This window comes from Nocardia sp. NPDC056611 (assembly GCF_042792755.1).
Classification (GTDB): Bacteria; Actinomycetota; Actinomycetes; order Mycobacteriales; family Mycobacteriaceae; genus Nocardia.
The window spans coordinates 693,367-715,390 of the sequence record NZ_JBHTVV010000002.1; the positions used below are offsets into that span (position 1 = coordinate 693,367).

The 22,024-nt window shown below is 69.9% G+C and carries 20 protein-coding genes and 1 pseudogene; 13 read left to right on the forward strand and 8 right to left on the reverse strand.

Annotated elements, in window-relative coordinates:
• Position 1 precedes the first annotated feature (1 nt).
• A complete protein-coding gene (locus tag ACFRAQ_RS11815) occupies positions 2-541 on the reverse strand; it encodes a hypothetical protein (protein WP_379097724.1) in 540 nt (179 codons plus the stop codon).
• A 407-nt stretch (positions 542-948) separates the two neighbouring features.
• Positions 949-1,869, reverse strand: coding sequence for a neutral zinc metallopeptidase (locus ACFRAQ_RS11820; RefSeq protein ID WP_379097727.1), 921 nt, complete (start codon positions 1,867-1,869; stop codon positions 949-951).
• A 120-nt stretch (positions 1,870-1,989) separates the two neighbouring features.
• Between ACFRAQ_RS11820 and aspS the strand changes: the two genes are divergently transcribed.
• Positions 1,990-3,783: an aspartate--tRNA ligase gene (gene aspS / locus ACFRAQ_RS11825; protein WP_379100225.1), complete on the forward strand. Its 1,794-nt coding sequence runs from the start codon at positions 1,990-1,992 to the stop codon at positions 3,781-3,783.
• 78 nt (positions 3,784-3,861) lie between these two features.
• On the opposite strand, the gene ACFRAQ_RS11830 is transcribed toward aspS, so the two are convergent.
• Positions 3,862-4,917 carry a hypothetical protein gene (locus ACFRAQ_RS11830; protein WP_379097730.1) on the reverse strand — a complete coding sequence of 352 codons (1,056 nt, stop codon included), beginning with the start codon at positions 4,915-4,917 and terminating at the stop codon, positions 3,862-3,864.
• A gap of 196 nt (positions 4,918-5,113) precedes the next feature.
• Here ACFRAQ_RS11830 and ACFRAQ_RS11835 point away from each other — a divergent pair, with 196 nt between their 5' ends.
• The gene (locus ACFRAQ_RS11835) at positions 5,114-6,283 is read left to right on the forward strand and encodes a phosphotransferase family protein (protein ID WP_379097733.1); all 1,170 of its coding nucleotides are present in this window, start codon (positions 5,114-5,116) and stop codon (positions 6,281-6,283) included.
• Between the two features lie 108 nt (positions 6,284-6,391).
• Positions 6,392-7,750: a replication-associated recombination protein A gene (locus ACFRAQ_RS11840; protein ID WP_379097736.1), complete on the forward strand. Its 1,359-nt coding sequence runs from the start codon at positions 6,392-6,394 to the stop codon at positions 7,748-7,750.
• Between the two features lie 110 nt (positions 7,751-7,860).
• Here the strand turns inward: ACFRAQ_RS11840 and ACFRAQ_RS11845 are convergent, their stop codons facing one another.
• Complete coding sequence (locus tag ACFRAQ_RS11845) at positions 7,861-8,514, reverse strand: CatB-related O-acetyltransferase (protein ID WP_379100227.1); 654 nt, start codon at positions 8,512-8,514, stop codon at positions 7,861-7,863.
• A 77-nt stretch (positions 8,515-8,591) separates the two neighbouring features.
• On the opposite strand from ACFRAQ_RS11845, the gene alaS reads away from it, so the two are divergent.
• From alaS to ACFRAQ_RS11875, 6 genes are all read left to right on the forward strand, one after another.
• A complete protein-coding gene (gene alaS, locus ACFRAQ_RS11850) occupies positions 8,592-11,258 on the forward strand; it encodes an alanine--tRNA ligase (RefSeq protein WP_379097739.1) in 2,667 nt (888 codons plus the stop codon).
• 120 nt (positions 11,259-11,378) lie between these two features.
• Positions 11,379-11,903, forward strand: a complete 525-nt coding sequence (gene ruvX, locus ACFRAQ_RS11855) for a Holliday junction resolvase RuvX (protein ID WP_357083428.1) — start codon at positions 11,379-11,381, stop codon at positions 11,901-11,903.
• Positions 11,900-13,399, forward strand: coding sequence for an endolytic transglycosylase MltG (gene mltG / locus ACFRAQ_RS11860; RefSeq protein WP_379097742.1), 1,500 nt, complete (start codon positions 11,900-11,902; stop codon positions 13,397-13,399). The genes ruvX and mltG overlap by 4 nt, the downstream gene beginning before the upstream one ends.
• A complete protein-coding gene (locus ACFRAQ_RS11865; RefSeq protein ID WP_379097745.1) occupies positions 13,374-14,198 on the forward strand; it encodes a shikimate dehydrogenase in 825 nt (274 codons plus the stop codon). The genes mltG and ACFRAQ_RS11865 overlap by 26 nt, the downstream gene beginning before the upstream one ends.
• A 133-nt stretch (positions 14,199-14,331) precedes the next feature.
• A complete protein-coding gene (locus ACFRAQ_RS11870; RefSeq protein ID WP_379097748.1) occupies positions 14,332-14,802 on the forward strand; it encodes a B-4DMT family transporter in 471 nt (156 codons plus the stop codon).
• 143 nt (positions 14,803-14,945) lie between these two features.
• Complete coding sequence (locus ACFRAQ_RS11875; RefSeq protein ID WP_357286052.1) at positions 14,946-15,179, forward strand: hypothetical protein; 234 nt, start codon at positions 14,946-14,948, stop codon at positions 15,177-15,179.
• A 69-nt stretch (positions 15,180-15,248) separates the two neighbouring features.
• On the opposite strand, the gene aroB is transcribed toward ACFRAQ_RS11875, so the two are convergent.
• The 4 genes and pseudogenes from aroB to ACFRAQ_RS11895 all read right to left on the reverse strand — a co-directional run bounded on the left by aroB (position 15,249) and on the right by ACFRAQ_RS11895 (position 19,321).
• The gene (gene aroB, locus ACFRAQ_RS11880; protein WP_357286055.1) at positions 15,249-16,367 is read right to left on the reverse strand and encodes a 3-dehydroquinate synthase; all 1,119 of its coding nucleotides are present in this window, start codon (positions 16,365-16,367) and stop codon (positions 15,249-15,251) included.
• 656 nt (positions 16,368-17,023) lie between these two features.
• A pseudogene (locus ACFRAQ_RS11885) lies at positions 17,024-17,563 on the reverse strand (shikimate kinase); the annotation flags it as partial.
• Positions 17,560-18,774 carry a chorismate synthase gene (gene aroC / locus ACFRAQ_RS11890; protein WP_357286058.1) on the reverse strand — a complete coding sequence of 405 codons (1,215 nt, stop codon included), beginning with the start codon at positions 18,772-18,774 and terminating at the stop codon, positions 17,560-17,562. The pseudogene ACFRAQ_RS11885 and the gene aroC, both read right to left, overlap by 4 nt.
• Positions 18,775-18,826: 52 nt before the next feature.
• Positions 18,827-19,321, reverse strand: a complete 495-nt coding sequence (locus ACFRAQ_RS11895) for a prepilin peptidase (protein WP_379097753.1) — start codon at positions 19,319-19,321, stop codon at positions 18,827-18,829.
• 150 nt (positions 19,322-19,471) lie between these two features.
• Here ACFRAQ_RS11895 and ACFRAQ_RS11900 point away from each other — a divergent pair, with 150 nt between their 5' ends.
• Genes ACFRAQ_RS11900 through ACFRAQ_RS11915 form a run of 4 tightly spaced genes read left to right on the forward strand, consistent with a single transcriptional unit; the run spans position 19,472 to position 22,001 of the window.
• The gene (locus ACFRAQ_RS11900; RefSeq protein WP_379097756.1) at positions 19,472-20,596 is read left to right on the forward strand and encodes a M24 family metallopeptidase; all 1,125 of its coding nucleotides are present in this window, start codon (positions 19,472-19,474) and stop codon (positions 20,594-20,596) included.
• A gap of 37 nt (positions 20,597-20,633) precedes the next feature.
• The gene (efp, locus tag ACFRAQ_RS11905) at positions 20,634-21,197 is read left to right on the forward strand and encodes an elongation factor P (protein ID WP_357083405.1); all 564 of its coding nucleotides are present in this window, start codon (positions 20,634-20,636) and stop codon (positions 21,195-21,197) included.
• 20 nt (positions 21,198-21,217) lie between these two features.
• Complete coding sequence (gene nusB, locus ACFRAQ_RS11910) at positions 21,218-21,724, forward strand: transcription antitermination factor NusB (protein ID WP_357286071.1); 507 nt, start codon at positions 21,218-21,220, stop codon at positions 21,722-21,724.
• A gap of 19 nt (positions 21,725-21,743) precedes the next feature.
• Positions 21,744-22,001, forward strand: a complete 258-nt coding sequence (locus tag ACFRAQ_RS11915; RefSeq protein ID WP_379097761.1) for a YciI family protein — start codon at positions 21,744-21,746, stop codon at positions 21,999-22,001.
• Positions 22,002-22,024 lie beyond the last annotated feature (23 nt).

Consider the following 22,024-nt stretch of genomic DNA (forward strand, 5'->3'; position numbering starts at 1 on the left):
TTCAGGCCGGAGCGAAGGCGTTCAGCAGGCGCTGGAACAGATCGTCGAAGCGCTTGCGGGACGCCTTCTGCTCGTCACTGAGGCCGTCGGTGATCTCGGGCGCGTACACGATCAGATGCAGATCCTGGTCGCGGTGCTCAGGCATGTAATCGATGATCGAAGTGCCTTTGTCGGTGGCCTCCGGGGTCCCCATATCGACGGTGACCAGCGCCTTCATCTCGGTCGCCGCCGCGGTCAGAACATCGGCGGGCACCGTCCCGTTCACCGGCTCCGCGGTGGGATCGGACCGCTTCACCGCGTGCCCGTCCGGCTGTACCTCGAGTGCGGGCCGCAGATCGGTCCGGGTCTGCCAGCCCGCGGGCAGGGCGGTCAGCGTGAACAGCGCCGGGGGAGCGGCCGCCGCCGGCCGCACTCCCGCGAATCCGCCCGCGCCCGTGAGTAACACCGCACACGCCGCCGCGGTCAGCGCGGCCAGCCACCCTCGCCGCCGAACCGCGATTCCCGCCCCGCCGAGTTGTCCCGCCACCCCTGCCGTTCCCATCGCATCCTCCGAAGTTCCCAGGCGAGCGTGCACCCGCCGCCCGCAGATTGTTGCCCCGCGCCCATCCCGGCGCGGAGCGCCACGCCGACGCCGCACCGGAAGGAGTCACGGCTCGCGGAATTCGCCCGAATTCGCCCGTGGCGAGGTGCCCCGCGGTCGCGTCGGGCCGGTCCATCGAGTGGCCCACTGGCACACCGACCTCGGACGACCGCCATCGAGGGGCCGCGACCTGCGCCCGCCGTGGGTGCCATCGGTCGAATACCCGGTGGGTGCTCGGCGGGATCGGAGGGACACCGGTTGGGTTCGGCCACCCCGCCGTTGGGTAGCGCCCGGGAGGTGGGATCGGACAGGTGTGGAAATGACGAGGTCCCCGGCCGATTCGGACGGGGACCTCTGGTCTGGCGGGGTCAGCGCAGGGCGGGCGGGTTGCCGAGATCCTGGGCGGAGTAGGTGTCGCAGGCCTTGACCTGGCCGGTCTTGTAGCCGGTGAGGAACCACTTCTGGCGTTCCACCGAGGAACCGTGGGTCCAGGCTTCGGGGTTGACGCGGCCGGTGGAGGCCTTCTGGATGCGGTCGTCGCCGACGGCGGAGGCGGCGGAGAGCGCGTCGCGAATGTCGTTGTCGGTCAGCGGCTTCAGGAAGGGCTGGCCGCCGCCGGGGGCGGGCAGCTTGTCGGCGTACGCGGCCCAGACGCCGGCGTAGCAGTCGGCCTGCAGCTCGGTGCGGACCGCGCCGGAGGTCGGGCCCTTGGGGTCGCGCTGGGCCTTGTTGATGTCGCCGAGCTGGTTCTGGATGTGGTGGCCGAACTCGTGGGCGACCACGTACTCCTGGGCCAGGGGGCCGCCGCTGGAGCCGAAGCGGTCGACCAGTTCCTGGAAGAAGCTGGTGTCGAAATAGGCGGTCTGGTCGGCGGGGCAGTAGAACGGGCCCACCGCCGAGGACGCGCGCCCGCAGGCGGTGTTCACCGCGCCGGAGAACAGCGTCACCTTCGGGGCGACGTATTTGCGGCCGGTCTGCTTGGGTAGCTCGGTGCCCCACACATTGTCCAGGCTCTGGACGGTGGCGATGACACGGCAGTCCACGTACTTGTTCGCGTCCGCGCCGGTCTTGCAGTGATCAGGGGTTGTGGCCGCGCCCGACTTGGCGTTCGAGTCCGCGCCGGTGAATTGGCCCAGAATGCTGCCCGGATCGCCGCCGAGCAGCAGGGACGCGATCAGGGCGATGATGCCCAGCGCGCCACCGCCGAGAGCCAGGCCGCCGCCCAGACCGGGTCCTCCGCCGCCGCTCACCCGGTTCGGGTCGATTTGCAGGCCCTCGTTGAAGGTCATGCGTATCACTCTGACACGGGCGAGCGGATATCGGTTTCCACTCGCCCCACGTGTCTCTCTACGATGGGTCTGCACCTGGTCACCCGCACCGGTGCTTCGAGTCCCGTCGAAAGGAATCCCGTGCTGCGCACCCACTTGGCTGGTTCGCTGCGAAGCGAGCACGCCGGTCAGACCGTCACCCTCACCGGCTGGGTGGCCCGGCGGCGAGACCACGGTGGCGTGATCTTCATCGATCTGCGTGATGCTTCGGGTGTGGCCCAGGCCGTCTTCCGTGAAGGCGAGCCCGCGGAGGCCGCTCACAAGCTGCGCAACGAGTTCGTCGTGAAGATCACCGGCGTGGTCGAGAACCGTCCCGAAGGCAGCGAGAACCCGAACCTGCCGACGGGCGCGATCGAGGTCAACGTGACCGCGCTCGAGGTGCTCAACGAGGCCGCGCCGCTGCCGTTCCAGCTCGACGACGAGCCGGGTGAGGAAGCCCGCCTCAAGTACCGCTACCTGGACCTGCGTCGCGAGGGCCCGGCGCACGCGATCCGCCTGCGCTCCAAGGTGAACTCCGCCGCCCGCGAGGTGCTGGCCAAGCACGCCTTCATCGAGGTCGAGACCCCGACCATGACCCGCTCCACCCCGGAGGGCGCGCGCGACTTCCTGGTTCCGGCCCGCCTGGCGCCCGGCAAGTTCTACGCCCTGCCGCAGTCGCCGCAGCTGTTCAAGCAGCTGCTCATGGTCGGCGGCATCGAGCGCTACTTCCAGATCGCGCGCTGCTACCGCGACGAGGACTTCCGCGCCGACCGTCAGCCGGAGTTCACCCAGCTCGACATCGAGATGAGCTTCGTCGAGCAGGAGGACGTCATCCTGCTCGCCGAGGACATCCTGACCGCGCTGTGGAAGCTGGTCGGCTACGAGATCCCGACCCCGATCCCGCACATGACCTACGCCGAGGCCATGCGCCGCTACGGCTCGGACAAGCCCGACCTGCGCTTCGAGGTCGAGATCACCGAGATGATGGAGTACTTCGAGGACACGTCCTTCCGCGTGTTCCAGGCTCCCTACGTCGGTGCGGTGGTCATGCCGGGCGGCGCCTCGCAGCCGCGTCGCCAGTTCGACGCCTGGCAGGAATGGGCCAAGCAGCGCGGCGCCAAGGGCCTGGCCTACATCACCTTCAACGAGGACGGCACCCTCGGCGGCCCGGTCGCCAAGAACCTGACCGACGCCGAGCGCGAGGGCCTGGCCAAGCAGGTCGGCGCCGAGCCGGGCGACTGTGTCTTCTTCGCCGCCGGTGAGCAGAAGTCGAGCCGGGCGCTGCTGGGCGCGGCGCGCGGCGAGATCGCCCGCAAGTGCGGTCTCATCGACGAGAACGCCTGGGCCTTCGTCTGGATCGTGGACGCCCCGATGTTCGAGCCGACCGCCGACGCCACCGCGAGCGGCGATGTGGCCCTGGGCTATTCGGCCTGGACCGCGGTGCATCACGCGTTCACCTCGCCCAAGCCCGAACACATGGCCACCTTCGACACCGATCCGGCGTCGGCGCTGGCCTACGCCTACGACATCGTCTGCAATGGCAACGAGATCGGCGGCGGCTCGGTCCGTATCCACCGCCGCGATGTGCAGGAGCGGGTGTTCCAGGTGATGGGCATCGGTGAGGAGGAGGCGCAGGAGAAGTTCGGCTTCCTGCTCGACGCCTTCTCCTACGGCGCCCCGCCCATGGGCGGCATCGCCTTCGGCTGGGACCGCATCACCGCGCTGCTGGCCGGGGTGGACTCGATCCGTGAGGTCATCGCGTTCCCGAAGTCGGGCGGCGGCGTCGACCCGCTGACCGACGCGCCGACCCCGATCACGCCGCAGCAGCGTCAGGAAGCGGGCCTCAACGCCAAGCTGGACGTGAACGGCAACCCGGTCAAGGACGAGGGCAAGTAGCCTCGACACGGAAATACGACGACGCCGCGCTGCCCGGGCAGCGCGGCGTCGTCGTTTGCCGACTAGGTCGGGCGGCGGTCAGTACACGACCAGCCGCCCGGTGAGGGTCCGGTAGGCGTAGGTGGTGGCGATCGCGGTCACCGGCCCGGCGATCAGCAGGCCCAGCCCGCAGAACAGCGTGCCGACCACCGTCATCAGCAGCACCGCCAGCGCCAGCAGCGACACGTGCAGGGCATTCGCGATCACCAGCCGCGCACTCGACTGGATCGCGGCGATCGGATTCTGGTCCTGATCGATCACGAAATGTAGCGCGAACATGCACAGCACCCCGACGATCACCGCCGGGAACAGGCACAGGATCGAGGCCAGGAAGCACGCCGCGAACACGATGAGGGCGGTGATGAGCACATTGCCGGCGTTCACGAATCCGAAGAAGGCCGGGAAATCGGGTGGGGTGCCGTCGGTCTCGTAGAGCGCGCCGCGGATCATGGCCGCCTGCAACAGCCACACCACCAGCGACGCCACCGCGAACAGCAGCACCACCGCCGACAGCGACTGGACGTCAATGATTCTCACCAGCAGGGTGACCAGCAGCCAGGCGATCAGGCCGATCAGCACCATGCCCACCCACGGAACGGGATTGAGCCGGAACCGATCCCACCCGTAGGTGAGGGCGCCGACCACATCGAGGCGCTCGCGCGGCGGACTGTAGGACTGCTGCGGCACGGGCTCGGTGTCGGGGCCCGCGGCGGGCGGTGGTGTCGAGCCCGGCGGGAAGCCGCCCGGGGGAGGCGGATTGCCCGGCGCCATCGCGCCCGGCGGCAACTGCTGCGGCACGCCGCCGCCGACGCTGGGAGGCCCTTGGGGCGCGCCCGGCTGCGGGACCAAGGCGGGCGGGGGCTCCACGGGCTCGCTGCCGTAGTGCGCCGCGCCGGGTCCGTCGAACTGCGGGTACCCGGCGAGGCCGGGCAGCTGGTGGCGGGCGGGCCCGGGGCCAGGTTCGGCGGCGCCGGAAACCGGTGCGGGATCGGGGTTTTGGTGGTGTCCGGAGTGTGGTGGGTACTGTTCGCCGCCCCGGGCGACGGGACGGTCGCCGGAGGGGTCGTACGGTGCTGAGGGCGGCGTGCCAGTCATGGTCGCAAGCCTTTCACATTTCCCGGTTTACGGTGTGGCGCACAGCAGTTGATCCAAGAGACAACTAGACCCCGCTGGTTGTGTCAAGCAACCAGCGCCGCGTGGGCAAACCCTTCACAAAGACACGCCGTCCGACGCGCGAAAGGTTGTGCAACCGCTCGCTGAAAGTGACCTGGCGGGAGTACCTTGGGTTCCGATGACCGCACTATTGGCCGAACGCGCCGCCGAAGTCGTGTCCGCGGCACAACAGTTGCTCACAAAGCGAATGGGTGCTGCGGTAAAGCTGAGTGACCCCATAGAGCTCAGCGGCAGTGGTAGGACGACGGTCCTACGTGTCCGCGTAGCGGAGAACGCCTTCTCGCTCCCTCGCACACTCATTGTGAAGCAGGTAGCGGGTCCGGCGTCGGAGCGACGTACCGGCGGCATGGCGCCGGGTGTCGCCAGCATCGATTCCGCATTCCTCCGCGAGGCGGTGTCGTATCAATTCACCACCGCCCTCGGTCGCGACCATCGCCCCGGCGCCTACTTATTGGGCTACAGCCTGCCCGGCCGCCTGCTCATTCTCAGCGATCTCGGCGAGAACCTGTCGCTCACCGCGGTCCTGCAGTCCGGTGTCGAGCCCAACAAACGCAACGCGCTCATGGCGTTCGCGCAGGCGCTGGGCCGCATGCACGCCGCGACCGTCGGCCGCGAAGCCGACTTCGTCGCGCTGCTCCGCCGCGTCGATGTGGTGCATCGGGTGGACGGCATCGCCCAGCAGGCCGAGTCCGCGGTCGCCGAGGTGCCGGTCATGCTGCAGCGCGAACTCGGCATCGAGGTGCCCGGCGAGATCGCCGAACGCATCGTGCGCGGCAACCGCCTGTTCTCGGCCGGACGCTACCGCGCCTTCAGCCCCTCGGACCTGTGCCCGGACAATGTCATCCTCAATGACGAGGGCGCCCGCTTCCTCGACTACGAGTGGGGCGGGTTCCGCGACGCCACCCTCGACATCGCCTACGCGCTGGTCTCGTTCCCGGGCTGCCTGTGCGATGTCGAGCTCTCCCGCGAACGCGCCCGCCAGATGGTGGAGGCGTGGCGGTCGGAGGTGGTGGCGGTCTGGCCGGCGCTGGCCGACGACGCCGTGCTCGCCGAACGCATCCTCGAGGCCCGGCTCATCTGGGTGTGGCTGTCCACCTACTGGTTCCTGCCCGCCGACCACGCCCGCATCGCCGCCGCCCGCGAGCACGGCCTGTCGATTCCGCGGTCGGCCGCGCTGATCAACCGCTGGGCCGCCCTCGCCGAGGACGCCCGCTGCACCGGCGACGACACCCTCGGCGACTTCGCCGAGCACGTCTCGGCCACCCTCGAGGAGCGCTGGGAGGAGTAGTCCTCCGCCTTGCACGACGAGGACCGATCCTCCCGTTCTTCCGGACCTCGTCCGCGCGGGTGCCGTGGGCCGGGGATTGTGTCGGAGCCGGTCGGTAGGGTCGTGCGGGTGAGTGATGGGCTCTTCGATGCGCCGGGCGCGCAGGCCGTGGCCGACGACTTCGACGCGAGCGCGGCGCGCATTCCCAGTGGCGACGACCGGTTCGCGCCGCTGGCCGTGCGCATGCGTCCGCGCACCCTCGATGAGGTCGTGGGTCAGCAGCATCTGCTCGGTCCCGGCTCGCCGCTGCGCCGGTTGATCGAGGGGTCGGGCGCGGCGTCGGTGCTGCTGTACGGTCCGCCCGGCACCGGCAAGACCACTCTCGCCTCGCTGCTCTCGCAGGCCACCGGCCGCCGGTTCGAGGCGTTGTCGGCGTTGTCGGCGGGCGTGAAGGAAGTGCGCGCGGTCATCGATCTGGCGCGGCGGCGGCTCACCGTCGGCGAGCAGACCGTGCTGTTCATCGACGAGGTGCACCGATTCTCCAAGACTCAGCAGGACGCACTGTTGGCGGCGGTGGAGAACCGGATCGTGCTGTTGGTCGCGGCGACCACCGAGAATCCGTCGTTCTCCGTGGTGTCGCCGCTGCTGTCGCGGTCGCTGGTGCTGCAACTGCAGTCGTTGACCGAGGCCGAGATCCGTCAGGTGCTGACCCGTGCCATCGCCGATCCGCGCGGGCTGGCGGGGGAGTACACGGTCACCGACGAGGCCCTCGACCATATCGTGCGAATCGCCGGCGGTGACGCGCGGCGCTCGCTGACCGCCCTCGAAGCCTCCGCCGAATCCTCCCTCGACGGCACCGTCGGCGTGGAACTGGTGGAGGCCAGCGTCGACAAGGCCGCGGTGCGCTACGACCGCTCCGGCGATCAGCACTACGACGTGATCAGCGCGTTCATCAAATCGCTGCGCGGTTCGGACGTGGACGCCGCGCTGCACTACCTGGCCCGCATGATCAGCGCCGGTGAGGATCCGCGATTCATCGCCCGCCGCTTGATGATCCAGGCCAGCGAGGAGGTCGGCATGGCCGACCCCACCGCGTTGCAGACCGCGGTCGCCGCCGCCCAGGTGGTCCAGCTGGTCGGTATGCCCGAGGCGCAATTGGCCTTGACCCAGGCCACGATTCACATCGCCACCGCCCCGAAATCGGGGTCGGTGGTCAAGGGCATCGGGGCGGCCATGGCCGACGTGCGCGCGGGCAAGGCGGGGGCGGTGCCCCCGCACCTGCGTGACGGCCACTACGCGGGCGCGGCCGCGCTCGGCAACGCCCAGGGGTACAAGTACCCGCACGATCACCCGGATGGCGTTCTGGGCCAGCAGTATCCGCCGGACGAACTGGTCGGCACCGACTACTACCACCCGACCGACCACGGCTACGAACGCGAAGTCGGCCCGCGCGTGACCAAGCTCCGCCGCATCGTCCGGGGCAGATAGCGCCCCGGGCGAGTATGCGTCGCGCGCCGAATTGCAGTGGATGCCACAAACGGTCGTGCGACGCGTCCCGAATACGTCTGCGCCGCAGGTCAGTCCATGAGCGGGTCGTCTCAGTCCATGAGCAGATCGTGGTGGCAGGCGATCCGTTCGATCTCGGCGGGGGCGCCGCCCATGATGTCGCGCACGTGCTCGGTGATCAGTTCGATCGGCCAGTTCCACCAGGACGCCCGCAGCAGCATGGCCACCTCCTCGTCGCTGAAGCGCTGCTTCACCACCTGCGCCGGATTGCCGCCGACGATCGTGTACGGCGGCACGTCGGCGGTGACGACCGCCCCGGTGGCGATGATCGCGCCGTCGCCGATCCGCACCCCCGGCATGATCAGGCTGTTGTAGCCGAACCACACGTCGTTGCCGACCACGGTGTCGCCCCGGGACGGGATCGAGGTGATGATGTCCATGGTCTCCTCGGCCCAGGTGCCGCCGAAGATCGTGAACGGGAAGGTCGAGACGCCCGCGGTGGGGTGGTTGGCCCCGGCCATGATGAACCGGGTGTTGCTCGCGATGGCGCAGTATTTGCCGATGATCAACTTCTCGGGCCCGAACGCGTACAGCACGTTGTCGGTCTCGAAGGCCGTCGCCGCCACCGGATCGTCGAAGTAGCTGTAGTCGCCGACCTCGATGTTCGGCGAGGTGACGTGGGGTTTCAGGAAGACGGTCCGGTGCGCGTGGGGGAGCGGGAAGCGCTGGGATGGGTCGGGGATCACAGTCACCCGGGCGATGGTAGCTATCGCCCGGTGGTGGGTGGAAACTCCCTGGACTGGGAACGGTAGGCTGGATACCTGTGCAGACCCACGAGATTCGACGGCGCTTCCTGGAGCATTTCGTAAAGGCCGGACACACCGAGGTACCCAGTGCCTCGCTGATCCTGGCCGACCCCAACCTGCTGTTCGTGAACGCGGGCATGGTCCAGTTCGTGCCGTACTTCCTCGGTCAGCAGACCCCGCCCTTCGACACCGCGACCAGCGTGCAGAAGTGCGTGCGCACCGGCGACATCGAGAACGTCGGCGTCACCACCCGCCACAACACCTTCTTCCAGATGGCGGGCAACTTCTCCTTCGGCGCCTACTTCAAGCGCGGCGCCATGGAACTGGCCTGGTCGCTGCTGACCGGCCCGGTCGAGGACGGCGGTTACGGTTTCGACCCCGAAAAGCTGTGGGTCACCGTCTATCTCGACGACGACGAGGCCGAGCAGATCTGGCGTGAGCTGGGCGTCCCGGACGAGCGCATCCAGCGCCGCGGCATGGCCGACAACTACTGGTCCATGGGTATCCCCGGCCCCTGCGGCCCGTGCTCGGAGATCTACTTCGACCGTGGCCCCGAGTACGGCGTCGAGGGCGGCCCCGAGGCCGACGAGGACCGCTACCTCGAGATCTGGAACCTCGTGTTCATGCAGAACGAGCGTGGCGAGGGACGCGGCAAGGACGACTTCGAGATCCTGGGCCCGCTGCCCAAGAAGAACATCGACACCGGCATGGGCATCGAGCGCGTCGCGTTCCTGCTGCAGGGCGTCGACAACGTCTACGAGACCGACCTGCTGCGCCCGATCATCGACAAGGCCGAGGAGCTGACCGGCCGCTCCTACGGTGTCGAGCACGCCGACGACGTCCGCTTCCGCGTCATCGCCGACCACGCCCGCACCGCCGCCATGCTGATCGGCGACGGCGTCAACCCCGGTAACGACGGCCGCGGCTACGTGCTGCGCCGCCTGCTGCGCCGCATCGTGCGCTCGGCCCGCCTGCTGGGCGCCGATCAGCCGGTGATGGGCGAGTTCATCAAGGTCGTCGCCGACCTCATGTCGCCGTCCTACCCCGAGCTGCTCACCGACTTCCAGCGCATCGAGAACGTCGCCGTCGGTGAGGAGGCCGCCTTCCTCAAGACCCTGAGCACCGGCACCAAGCTGTTCGACGAGACCGTCGACGAGGTGAAGACCAAGGGCAGCAAGAAGATCAGCGGCACCGACGCCTTCACCCTGCACGACACCTACGGTTTCCCGATCGACCTGACCCTGGAGATGGCCGCCGAGGCCGGCCTGCAGGTCGACGAGGAGGGCTTCCGCTCGCTCATGGCCGAGCAGCGCAAGCGGGCCAAGGAGGACGCGCTCTCGCGTAAGCACGCGCACGCCGACCTCACCGTCTACAAGGAGTTCGTGGACCGCGGCGCGACCGAGTTCACCGGCTTCGACGAACTGGCCACCGAGGCCACCGTGCTCGCCCTGATCAAGGACGGCGTCCGGGTCCCGGTCGCCCAGGCCGGGCAGGACGTCGAGGTGATCCTGGACCGCAGCCCGCTCTACGCCGAGGCCGGCGGCCAGATCGCCGACCGCGGCTCGCTGAGCTCCTCGCACGGGCTCAAGGTGACGGTCAACGACGTGCAGAAGATCGCCAAGAAGGTGTGGGTGCACAAGTCCACCATCGAGGCCGGTCAGCTCACCGAGGGCGACACCGTGCTGGCGCAGGTCGACCCGACCTGGCGGCACGGCGCCACCCAGGGCCACTCCGGCACCCACATGGTGCACGCCGCGCTGCGACAGGTGCTGGGCCCCAACGCCGTTCAGGCCGGCTCGCTCAACAAGCCCGGCTACCTGCGTTTCGACTTCAACTGGCAGGGCGCGCTGACCGAGCAGCAGAAGGCCGACATCGAGGCGGTCTCCAACAGCGCGGTCGGCGACGACTTCCCGGTCAACACCTTCGTCACCGACCTGACCTCCGCCAAGAAGATGGGCGCCATGGCGCTGTTCGGCGAGAACTACGGCGACGAGGTGCGCGTGGTGGAGATCGGCGGACCGTTCTCCATGGAGCTGTGCGGTGGCACCCACGTGGCGCACTCCTCGCAGATCGGCCCGATCACCGTGCTCGGTGAGTCGTCGGTCGGTTCCGGTGTGCGCCGCGTCGAGGCCTTCGTCGGCCTGGACTCGTACAAGTACCTGGCCAAGGAGCGCGCGCTGCTGGCCGGTCTCGCCTCCTCGCTGAAGGTGCCCTCGGAAGAGGTGCCGGGCCGCGTCGAGCAGCTGGTCGAGCGGCTCAAGGTCGCCGAGAAGGAGCTCGAGCGCACCAAGATGGCCGCGGTGCTGTCCAGCGCCGGCACCTTCGTGGAGCAGGCGCAGCGGGTCGGCAAGGTGCTGCTGGTCGCGGCCGCCGCCCCGGCCGGGGTGGGCGCGGGCGATCTGCGCACCCTGGTGCAGGACATCAAGGGCCGCTTCGGTTCCGAGCCCGCCATCGTGGTGCTGCTCGGCAATGCCGACGGCAAGGTGCCGTTCGTGGCCGCGGTCACCAAGGCCGCCCAGGATCTCGGCATCAAGGCCGGGGACCTGGTGTCCGCCTTCGGTCCCGCGATCTCGGGCCGCGGTGGCGGCAAGCCGGAGATGGCGCAGGGCGCCGGCTCCGATCCGTCGGGCATCGAGGCGGGTCTGGCCGCCCTGCGGTCGCGGGTCGCCGAGCTCGCCGGGTAGATGGACGACTCCGACACATCGCGGCCGGAGCCGGGGACAGCACGGCCGGAGCCGGCCACATCGCGGACCGATTCGGGAGATTCCTCCGGATTTGCCCGGACGCCCACCGAGGCGTCCGGGGTGTCCGCGGACGGGCGCGGCTTCGCGTCCGAGCGGCCCAGCGTCGAGGCCGATCCGGGGCGTGGCCGCCGCATCGGCATCGACGTGGGATCGGTCCGGATCGGTGTCGCCTCCAGCGATCCCGACGGTCTGCTCGCCACCCCGGTCGAAACCGTGCCGAAGGCCAAGAAGGTCGCGCCCGGAACACTCGCGCCCGACCTGTCCAGAATTGCCGAGATTGTGCGGGAGTACGAGGCGGTCGAGGTGATCGTCGGCTTGCCGCGCACCTTACGCGGAGAAAGCGGCGCGTCGGCTAAGCTGGCGGCCACCTTCGCGGGACGTTTGCGGAACCTCATCGCGCCCGTGCCGGTGCGACTTTCCGACGAACGGTTGACTACGGTGTCTGCTGCACGTGCGTTGCGAGACAGTGGAGTTCGCGCACGCGGGCAGCGGCAGGTCATCGATCAGGCCGCCGCCGTGTCGATCCTGCAAGGATGGTTGGACGAACGGAGTGCCCTATTGAAGCCGCGTGGTGAGGACGCATGACCGACCGCTGGACGCGGGCCGAGGAACGCTACCGGCAGAACGCCGAACGGCGTTATCGCCGCGACGATCTCGATTGGTCCGAGGCGGACGATTACGAGGACGACACCACCGTCATCCCGCGCTACGAGGACGAGCTCTACGAGGGTGAGCCCTACGCGGGCGAGGAATTCGACGGCAACGCCCCGCTCGACCCCGAACCCCCGCGCCGCAGCGCTCCCCAGCGCACCGAGCGCGGACGGGCCGACCGCGGTCGCCGCACCGAGCGGCCCGGCCGTGCGGGTGCGAAAGCGGGCGGTGGCCGGGGCCAGCGGCCCAAGCGTTCCCGGATGGCGTCGCGGAAAGCCGCCGAGCGCAAGCGCCGTCGCCGCAACCTGTTCGTCATCGCGGGCGTGTTCGCGGTCCTGTTCGTCGGCGCGGTCGGCTTCGCGGGCTGGAAGTTCCTGGGCAAGCTGAGCGGTCCCGAGGACTTCTCCGGACCCCAGGGCCCGCTGGCGATCATCCAGATCAAGCCCGGCGACACCGCCACCCAGATCGCGGACACCATGGCCGACAAGGGTGTGGTGGCCAGCAGCGGCGCGTTCTACGAAGCGGCCGTGCGCAATACCAACATGAACTCCATCCAGCCCGGCTACTACGCCATCCCCAGCCACAGCAAGGGCGCCGAAGCGGTGACCGCGCTGTTCAGCAAGGACGCCCGGGTCGGCAATGTGGTCATCTCCGAGGGCCGCCAGCTGCACGACTCCAGCGACGTCAACACCGGCGCCCGCAAGGACGGCATCTACCGCAAGATCGCCGAGGCCAGCTGCGTCGGCACCGGTAGCGCCGCCAAGTGCGTCACGTACGAGCAGCTCGACCAGGCCGGGTCCACGAGTGATCCGATGGCGCTGGGGGTTCCGACCTGGGCGCTGGAACGCGTCAAGACCGTGCCGGACCGCTCCCGCCAGCTCGAGGGCCTGATCGCCGGTGGCACCCTGGATTTCGATCCCACCGCGGGCGCGCAGGACATCCTCAAGCAACTGGTTGCCGCGAGCGCACGCAGCTACGAGGCCTCCGGGCTCATGCAGTCCGGTGCGGCGAACGGTCTGAGCGCCTACGACACGCTCATCGCGGCGTCGCTGGTGGAGCGTGAGGCGCTGCCCCAGGACATGTCGAAGGTGGCGCGGGTCATCGTGAACCGGCTCGCCGTGCAGCAGCCGCTGCAGTTCGACTCCACCGTCAACTACGCGCTCGACAAGACCGAGGTCGCCACCACCGACTCCGACCGCGCGCACAAGACCCCGTGGAACACCTACGCCATGCCCGGACTGCCCGCGACGCCGATCTCGGCGCCGTCGCTGGAGGCCATGCGTGCCATGGAGAATCCCGCGCCCGGCCCGTGGCTGTACTTCGTCACCATCGACAAGCAGGGCACCACGTTGTTCACCGAGAACTACAACGAGCACCTGCGCAATATCGAAAAGGCCAGGCAGAGTGGAATTCTCGACAGTGGACGGTAAGCGCAGGGCCGCCGTGCTCGGCAGCCCGATCGCCCACTCCCGTTCGCCGCAACTGCATCTGGCCGCCTACCGGGCGCTGGGCCTGGACTGGAGCTACGAGCGCATCGAGTGCACCGGCGAGCAGCTGCCCGGGCTGGTCGACGGACTCGGCCCCGAATGGGTGGGTCTGTCGGTCACCATGCCCGGCAAGGTCGCCGCGCTCGGGTACGCCGACGAGCGCACCGAGCGCGCGGAGCTGGTCGGATCGGCGAACACGCTGGTGCGCACCGACTCCGGCTGGCGCGCCGACTGCACCGACGTGGACGGCGTGCGCGGTGCGCTGGAAGGCGCGGGCGTGCGGGAGATCTCGCGTGCCCTCGTGCTCGGCGCGGGCGGCACCGCCCGGCCCGCGCTGCTCGCGCTGGCCGATCTGGGCGCGCACACGGTCACCATCGTGGCTCGCGACCGCGGCCGCGCCGCCGAAACCCTGGGGCTGGCAGAGCAATTGGGCATGTCGGCCGAGATTCTCGGCTTCGACCCCGAGGGCCTGCTGTTCGTCTGCTCCGACGTCGACGCCGTCGTCAGCACCGTGCCCGCGGAAGCGGCGGCGGCCGTGGCGGATTCGGTGGCCGCGGCGCCGGTGGTGCTCGACGCCATCTACAACCCGTGGCCCACCCCGCTCGCCGCGGCGGTGGAACGGGCGGGCCACACCGTGGTGAGCGGCCTGGAGATGCTGCTGAACCAGGCCTACGGCCAGGTCGAGCAGTTCACCGGCAAGCCCGCTCCGCGCGCGGAGATGGCGGCGGCGCTGCGGGAGTGATCCCGCCGGCTCGGCTCGACCGCCGCAGCGTGTCGGCCCCGGATGGGTGCTGACGGCCCGGTCGGCTATGGTTCTGTAACAAGTTTCAGTTCATTCGGTTCGGCCGGACGGCCGCGCGGGTTAAGGTGATCACATGAATGCGTGGGTGTTGCGCGCCGTGGGCTTGGGGGCGCTGACCGTTGTGCTGGAGACGCTGCTCGGGGTGGGCATGCGGTACTGGCCGACCGCGGGTGTGTGGATGCGCATCCTGGCTCTGATCGTCCTGGTCGGCGCCGTGGTGATGTGGGGCCTGCTGGACGGCCGCGCCGACCGGCGCGCCAACCCGGATCCCGAGCACGGGACCGACCTCACCATGCGCTGGCTGAAGGCGGCGCTGGCCGCGGGTGTGGGCTCCCAGCTGGTGGCCTGGATCCTCGACTTCGTCCCGGGCTTCGATCTCGGCGACCAGGGCCTGGTCTTCAACGTCACCTCGGCCGCCGCGTTCATCGTGCTGCTGATCTTCATCCCGAGCATGCTCGGCGTGGTGCTCGGCCGCTGGCTGGTCGGCCGCGAGGGCAAGAAGTCGGCCCCCGCCGCGCCGACCCAGGAGCCGGTCAACGCCTGACGCTCCCGCTGAACTCGACCCCGCGCCACATCCCTTGTGGCGCGGGGTTTTTCGTATGGGCAGTCGCGGCACGGTGCACCCGGGCGCCGCGAGGCCGAGGAGTTGCCGGATCCGCGATGGCATCGTGGGGGCAGAATGAGGCTATGGATACTGTCACCGCTCTTGATCTGCGGAGACTGTTGGCCGCAGACGACCCCGATGCATGTCTGGTGCTGGCCGAAGGCCGCACGCAGGTAGCCACAGGCGCCGACGCGCCGGGCTTGAGGCTGATCGACCGGTCCCAGGTGCTGGCTCGGCTGGGCTCGGATCCGCAGGAATTGGCACTGGTCGAGTACGCGGCGCTGCTGGATTCGGAGATCCGTTTGCAGGGCGGCTGACCGGCCCGGAGACGACGATGCCCGCCGCCGATTCCCGGCGACGGGCGTTGTCGTGACTACCGCCGGGTCCTACAGCAGGATGGCTCCGCCGGTCGGGCCGTCCTCGCGGGCGATGGCCGAGTAGGCCGCGGCCAGCAGGCTCGGGTCCGGCCCCTCCAGCCGGCCCGGCTTGGCCAGGCCGTCGAGCACCACGAAGCGCAGCACGCCCGAGCGGGTCTTCTTGTCGGTCTGCATGGCGTCCATCAGCTGCGACAGCGCGTCGGCGTCGTAGGTGGTGGGCAGGCCGATGCTCTCCAGGATCGCCTTGTGCCGATCGGCGGTCTCGTCGTCGAGGCGCCCGGCCAGGCGGCCCAGCTCGGCGGCGAAGACCAGGCCGACCGAGACGGCCGCGCCGTGCCGCCACCGGTAGCGCTCGCGGCGCTCGATCGCGTGGCCCAGGGTGTGGCCGTAGTTGAGGATCTCGCGCAGATCCGATTCCTTCAGGTCGGCGGCCACCACCGTGGCCTTGACCTGGATGGCGCGGCGCACCAGCTCGGGCAGCACGTCGCCGGTCGGGTCCAGGGCGGCCTGCGGGTCGCGTTCGACCAGTTCCAGGATCACCGGGTCGGCGATGAAACCGGCCTTGATGATCTCGGCCATGCCCGCCACGATCTCGTTGCGCGGCACCGTCTCCAGCGTGGCCAGGTCCACCATGACCGCGGCGGGTTCGTGGAAGCAGCCGACCAGGTTCTTGCCCGCCTCGGTGTTGATGCCGGTCTTGCCGCCGACCGCGGCGTCCACCATGGCGAGCAGCGTGGTCGGGACGTGCACGATGTCGACGCCGCGCATCCAGGTGGCGGCCACGAACCCGGCCAGGTCGGTGGCCGCGCCGCCGCCGAGACTCACGATCAGGTCCTTGCGGGTCAGCCCGATCCGCCCGAGCACCTCCCAGCAGAACCCGGCGACCTGCAGATCCTTACCGGCCTCGGCGTCCGGGATCTCCACCCGGTGCGCGTCGATCCCCTTGTCCACGAGGGCCTTGCGCACCACCTCGGCGGTCTCGGCCAGCGGCGGCTGGTAGAAGATCGCGACGGTCCGCACCGCGGATCGCCCGGTCACCTCCTCGACCAGATCCCCGAGCAGGCCCCGCCCGATGATCACCGGGTACGGGTCCGCGGTACGAACCTCGATGCGAGTCGGCTCGCTCATGCTTGCTGCTCCGATTCTGCTTGTGCGGATTGATCTGCGCTGTGCTCGGCGCGCGCCCGCGCGCGTGCCCGTCTGGCGCGGGCGCGGCGGGACCGGCCGCTACCGGGCGCCGCCACGGTGCCGGAGGCCCGGTCCGAACCCGGTTGCGCGGTGGGAGTGTCCGGGCGCGCGGCGGCTGCGGTGGTCTCGGACGCCGGTGACGACGCTGCCTGGGATGAACTCTGGCCGCCGGTGATGGAGTTCGAGGGCGCACCGGCCGCGCGTGCGGCGCGGCGACGCCGTCCGCCGGCCGGACGCTCCGGGACAGCGGACCCCGGTTCGGTGGCCGGTGCGGCCGTGGAAACCGCGGCGGGCGTACCGGATTCGGCGACCCGGCCGCCCCGGCGGCGCGAACGGCGGTTGCGGCGACCACGTTTCGTGGTGTCGGATCCGTCGGCGGGGTCCTCGGACCGGCCGCCGGGGCCGCGGCCATTGCGCTCGGGAGCGCTGGAATCGGCGGTGGCGGTGGTCGTTTCGGGTCCCGTCGCGGGGTTCTCGCCGCGGCTCTTGCCGCCCCGGCGGCGTTTGCGGCGCGCGCGGGAGCGGGAGGACGCCGCGGGCTCGGCGGGCGTGGTGTCGGTGGCCGGATCCTCGGGGCGCTCGACCGGCTCGATACCGAGTTTGGCCAGGATCATGCGGACGACGCGGCCGGGGCTGCGGCCGTCGGTGCGTACCCGCACGCTCGCCACCTCGCGGTAGAGGGGGCGGCGGGTCTTCATGAGTTCGCGGTACTTCTTCGCCGGGTCGTCGCCGTTGAGCAGCGGGCGATTGGTGCTCGCGCCGGTGCGGCGCAGGCCCTCGCCGACACTGATCTCCAGGTAGATGACCGTGCGGTCGCGCAGCAGTTCGCGCGTCGCCGCCGAGAGCACCGAGCCGCCGCCCAGCGACACCACGCCGTGTCCGGCGAGGACGGCGTCGCGGACGACCTCTTCCTCGATGCGCCGGAACTCCGGCTCGCCGTCGGTGGCGAAGATCTCCGGAATCGTGCGCCCGGTGCGCTCCTCGATTCCGGCGTCGGTGTCGTACAGCTCCACGCCGAGCTCACGGGCCAGCTTGCGCCCGATGGTCGATTTGCCCGCACCCGGCGGGCCGACCAAGACGACATTCGGTGCGGGCCGGTCGGTTTCGCCCGGCGCCGCACTGTCCTCGGTGGTCACTGCCCGGCGTTGCCCGGAATGTGCGGGCGGGCGTTGATCCGCTTCAGGTAGGCGTGGATGTTGTCGATGGTCTCGGGCAGCGAGTCGCCGCCGAACTTCTCCAGCACCGCCTGCGCCACCACCAGCGCCACCATGGCCTCGGCGACCACACCGGCCGCGGGGACCGCGCACACGTCGGAGCGCTGGTGAATGGCCACCGCCTCCTCGCCGGAGGTCATGTCCACCGTCGACAGCGCGCGCGGCACCGTCGAGATCGGCTTCATGGCCGCGCGCACCCGCAGCGCCTCGCCATTGGTCATGCCGCCCTCCAGGCCGCCGGCCCGGTTGGTGGAGCGCAGCACGCCGTCGGGTCCCGGGCGCATCTCGTCGTGGGCCTGGCTGCCGCGCCGGCGCGCGGTCTCGAAACCGTCGCCGACCTCGACGCCCTTGATGGCCTGAATGCCCATGAGGGCGGCCGCCAGCCGCGAGTCCAGGCGCGCCTCACCGGAGGTGAACGAGCCCAGACCGACCGGCAGGCCCTCGATGACGACCTCGACCACACCGCCGAGGGTGTCGCCGTCCTTCTTGGCCGCCTCGATCTCGGCGATCATGGCGGCCTCGGCGTCCTTGTCGAACGCCCGCACCGGCGACTCGTCGATGGCGTCCAGATCCGCGGCGGTCGGCACCACACCGGTGGTGTTGGCGGCCGCGCCGATCGACACCACGTGCGAGATGACCTCGACCCCGAGCGCCTGACGCAGGAAGTTCTTGGCGACCGTGCCGGCCGCGACGCGAGCCGCGGTCTCCCGGGCGCTGGCGCGCTCCAGCACATTGCGGGCGTCGTCGAAGCCGTACTTGAGCATGCCCGAGTAGTCGGCATGGCCGGGACGCGGACGGGTCAGCGGCGCATTGCGCGCCAGCTCGGCCAGCTCGGCCTGATCGACGGGGTCCGAGGCCATGACCTGGGTCCACTTGGGCCACTCCGAGTTCGCCACCTCGATGGCGACCGGTCCGCCCATGGTGCGGCCGTGCCGCACGCCGCCGACCATGGTCACCACGTCGGCCTCGAACTTCATCCGCGCGCCACGCCCGTACCCGAGTCGACGCCGGGCCAGCTGCGCGCCGATCTCGGCGGAGGTCACCTCGACACCGGCCACCATCCCCTCGAGGATGGTGACGAGAGCAGGACCATGGGATTCTCCGGCAGTTATCCAGCGCAACACGAGTGACATCCTTTCATGAATACCGAGGTGCCCGGACACACGGCCCGCGCGACGCCCGATGTCAGCGCCCGGCCAGCAACGCCGCCACGCTCGCCGCGCACATGGCGGGCCCGTGCGCGAGTGTCGCGGCGGGGGACCACGGCCTCCTGCCGCCCGGCCACCACGCTGGGGCCGGGGCGAGCGGGAGGCGGGTGCCGACGGCGGGCGTCATGAGCGTTCCCACCGCGACGCAGGCGGTCAGCATCGGGGCCGCGAGCGCGGCCCACGACCAGGTCTGGGCACCGCCCAGGGCGGTCGCCGCGCCCAGGCCCAGCGCGAGCTTCACGTCCCCCGCGCCGAGGGCGGCCGGGCAGCACAGGTGCACGACCAGGTAGGGGAATGCGAGCATCAGCCCGCCCAGCACCGCCAATCCGGGTGTGCCCACGGCGAATCCGTAGCCGAGGATCACCGTCGCCCCGGGCAGCGTGAGGGTGTCGGGCAGCCGGCGCTCCCGCGCATCGAAGGCGCTCAGGGCCGCGCACCACACCGTGAGCACCAGCATCGCCGTCGAATTCATGCTTCGAGGTTCTCGCGTCCGCGGCCCGCGTGGGCCGTGCCGTCGCGAAATGTGGATAACTGCTTCGGTTGTGAATACCGGGGTTTCCCTCACCACCCCATTCACGTGTTGCGGGCCCGTGTCGCGGCGTGTCGGCGGTAGCTTTGACGCATGTCTGCTGATCACGATCCGGCCCGGCGACCCGACTACGCGCTGCGCCGGGCCAACCTGCGGAATCTGCTGGTGGAGAACCGTGTCGACGCGCTGCTGGTCACGGACCTGATCAATATCCGGTACCTGACCGGTTTCACCGGGTCGAACGCCGCGCTGCTGGTCTACGCCTGGGATTCCAGCGAGGACCGCACCATCATCAGCACCGACGGCCGCTACCTCACCCAGGTCGGCGTGCAGGTGCCGGATCTGCGCGCCGAGATCAACCGGTCGTGCGCGCGCCGGGTGATGGAGATCGCGGGGGAGTGGCAGACCGGACGGGTCGGTTTCGAGAGCCACGTGGTCACCGTCGAACAGCATCGCGGCCTGGCCGCCCTGGGCACCGGCCTGGACCTGGTCCCGGTGTCGGGCCTGGTCGAGCAGCTGCGCATGGTCAAGGACGACTACGAGGTGGACTGCCTGCGCGCGGCCTGCGACGCCGCCGACGCGGCCCTGGCCGCCCTGCTCGAACGCGGTGGTCTGCGTCCGGGCCGCACCGAGCGGCAGGTGGCCCGCGACCTGGAATGGCTCATGTTCGAGCACGGCGCGGAGGCGGTGTCCTTCGAGACCATCGTGGCGGCGGGCGCGAATTCGGCTGTCCCGCACCACCGTCCGACCGACGCGGTGCTGGCCACCGGCGATTTCGTGAAGCTCGACTTCGGCGCGGTGTCGCACGGCTACCACTCCGACATGACCCGCACCTTCGTCCTGGGCGCACCGACGGATTGGCAGCGCGAGGTGTACGACCTGGTCAGCGCCGCGCAGAAGGCCGGCCGCGAGGCCCTGGCCCCGGGCGTCTCCACCCAAGCGGTCGACGCCGCGTCGCGTCGGGTGATCGAGTCGGCCGGTCACGGCGACCTGTTCGTGCACGGTCTCGGGCACGGCGTCGGCCTGCAGATTCACGAAGCGCCCGGAATCGCCAAAACCGGCACGGGTACACTGCTGGATGGCGTGGCGGTGACCGTCGAGCCAGGTGTGTACTTCCCCGGCCGCGGTGGCGTCCGGATCGAGGACACGCTCGTGGTTCGCCAGGGGGGCCCGGAGCTGCTCACCCGCACCAGCAAAGACCTGACCGTCGTCGACTGACGCGCGGTTGCAACGACTAGTAGGAGATCCGAGGACAGTGGCGGACACCAGCGACTTCAAGAACGGCCTCGTGCTGAAGATCGACAATCAGCTTTGGCAGATCGTCGAGTTCCAGCACGTGAAGCCGGGCAAGGGTCCCGCCTTCGTGCGCACCAAGCTGAAGAACGTCGTCGTGGGCAAGGTTGTCGACAAGACCTTCAATGCCGGCGTCAAGGTGGAGACCGCGACCGTCGACCGTCGCGACATGCAGTACCTCTACCACGACGGTGAGGACTACATCTTCATGGACGGTGAGACCTACGACCAGATCCACCTGAGCGAGCAGCTGCTGGGCCGCAACGCGGGCTTCCTGCTGGAGAACATGGCCGTCCAGATCGCCATGCACGAGGGTGAGGCGCTGTTCGTCGAGCTCCCCGTCGCGATCGACGTCATCGTCACCCACACCGAGCCGGGCCTGCAGGGCGACCGCTCCTCGGCCGGCACCAAGCCCGCCACCGTGGAGACCGGCGCCGAGGTGCAGGTGCCGCTGTTCATCAACCAGGGCGACAAGCTGCGCATCGACACCCGCGACGGCAGCTACATCAGCCGCGTCAACAACTGACGCGACGGATAATGTCTTCCGTGGCCGATCAATCGGACAAGAAGTCTTTCAAGAAGCTCGGCGCACGGCACAAGGCGCGTCGGCGTGCGGTGGATCTGCTGTTCGAGGCGGAGGCCCGCGACATCGACCCGGCGGACCTGCTCTCCGAGCGGGTCTCCCTGTCGGTGCGTGAGGAGTCCATCGCGCCGATCAACCCCTACACCCGTGTCCTGGTCGAAGGCGTAGCCGACGATCTGGACCGGGTGGACGGCACCATCGAGTCGTACCTGTCCCAGGACTGGACGCTGCCGCGGCTGCCCGCCGTGGACCGCGCCATCCTACGGGTCGCGGTGTGGGAGTTGTTCCACGCCAACGACGTTCCGCCCGTGGTGGCCGTGGACGAGGCGGTGGAGCTGGCCAAGGAGCTGTCCACCGACGATTCCCCGTCGTTCATCAACGGCGTGCTCGGCCAGGTGGTCCAGGTGGCTCCGCAGGTGCGGGCCGCCGCCGCGGCCACCCGCTCGACCGTCGCCGACGACGACAAGTAGTTCGAAGGAGAAGCGCAGGGTGCGCAAATATCTGGTCATGGCCATGCGCACCCCGCGCTTCGACGATTCCGTCGTCGTTCCGCACAAGGAATGGCTGGCGGCGGTCCGCGAGCGCGGACAGCTGGTGGAAACCGGCAAGTTCACCGACGGCAGCGGCGGCGCGTACGTGATCACCGCGGAGAATCTGGCCGCCGCACAGGAATTGATCCTCACCGACCCGATTCACACCACGGGCGCATCCGAGCTGACCGTGTACGAGTGGGAGATCACCGGCTGAGCTCGGCTCGCCGCGTCCCGGAC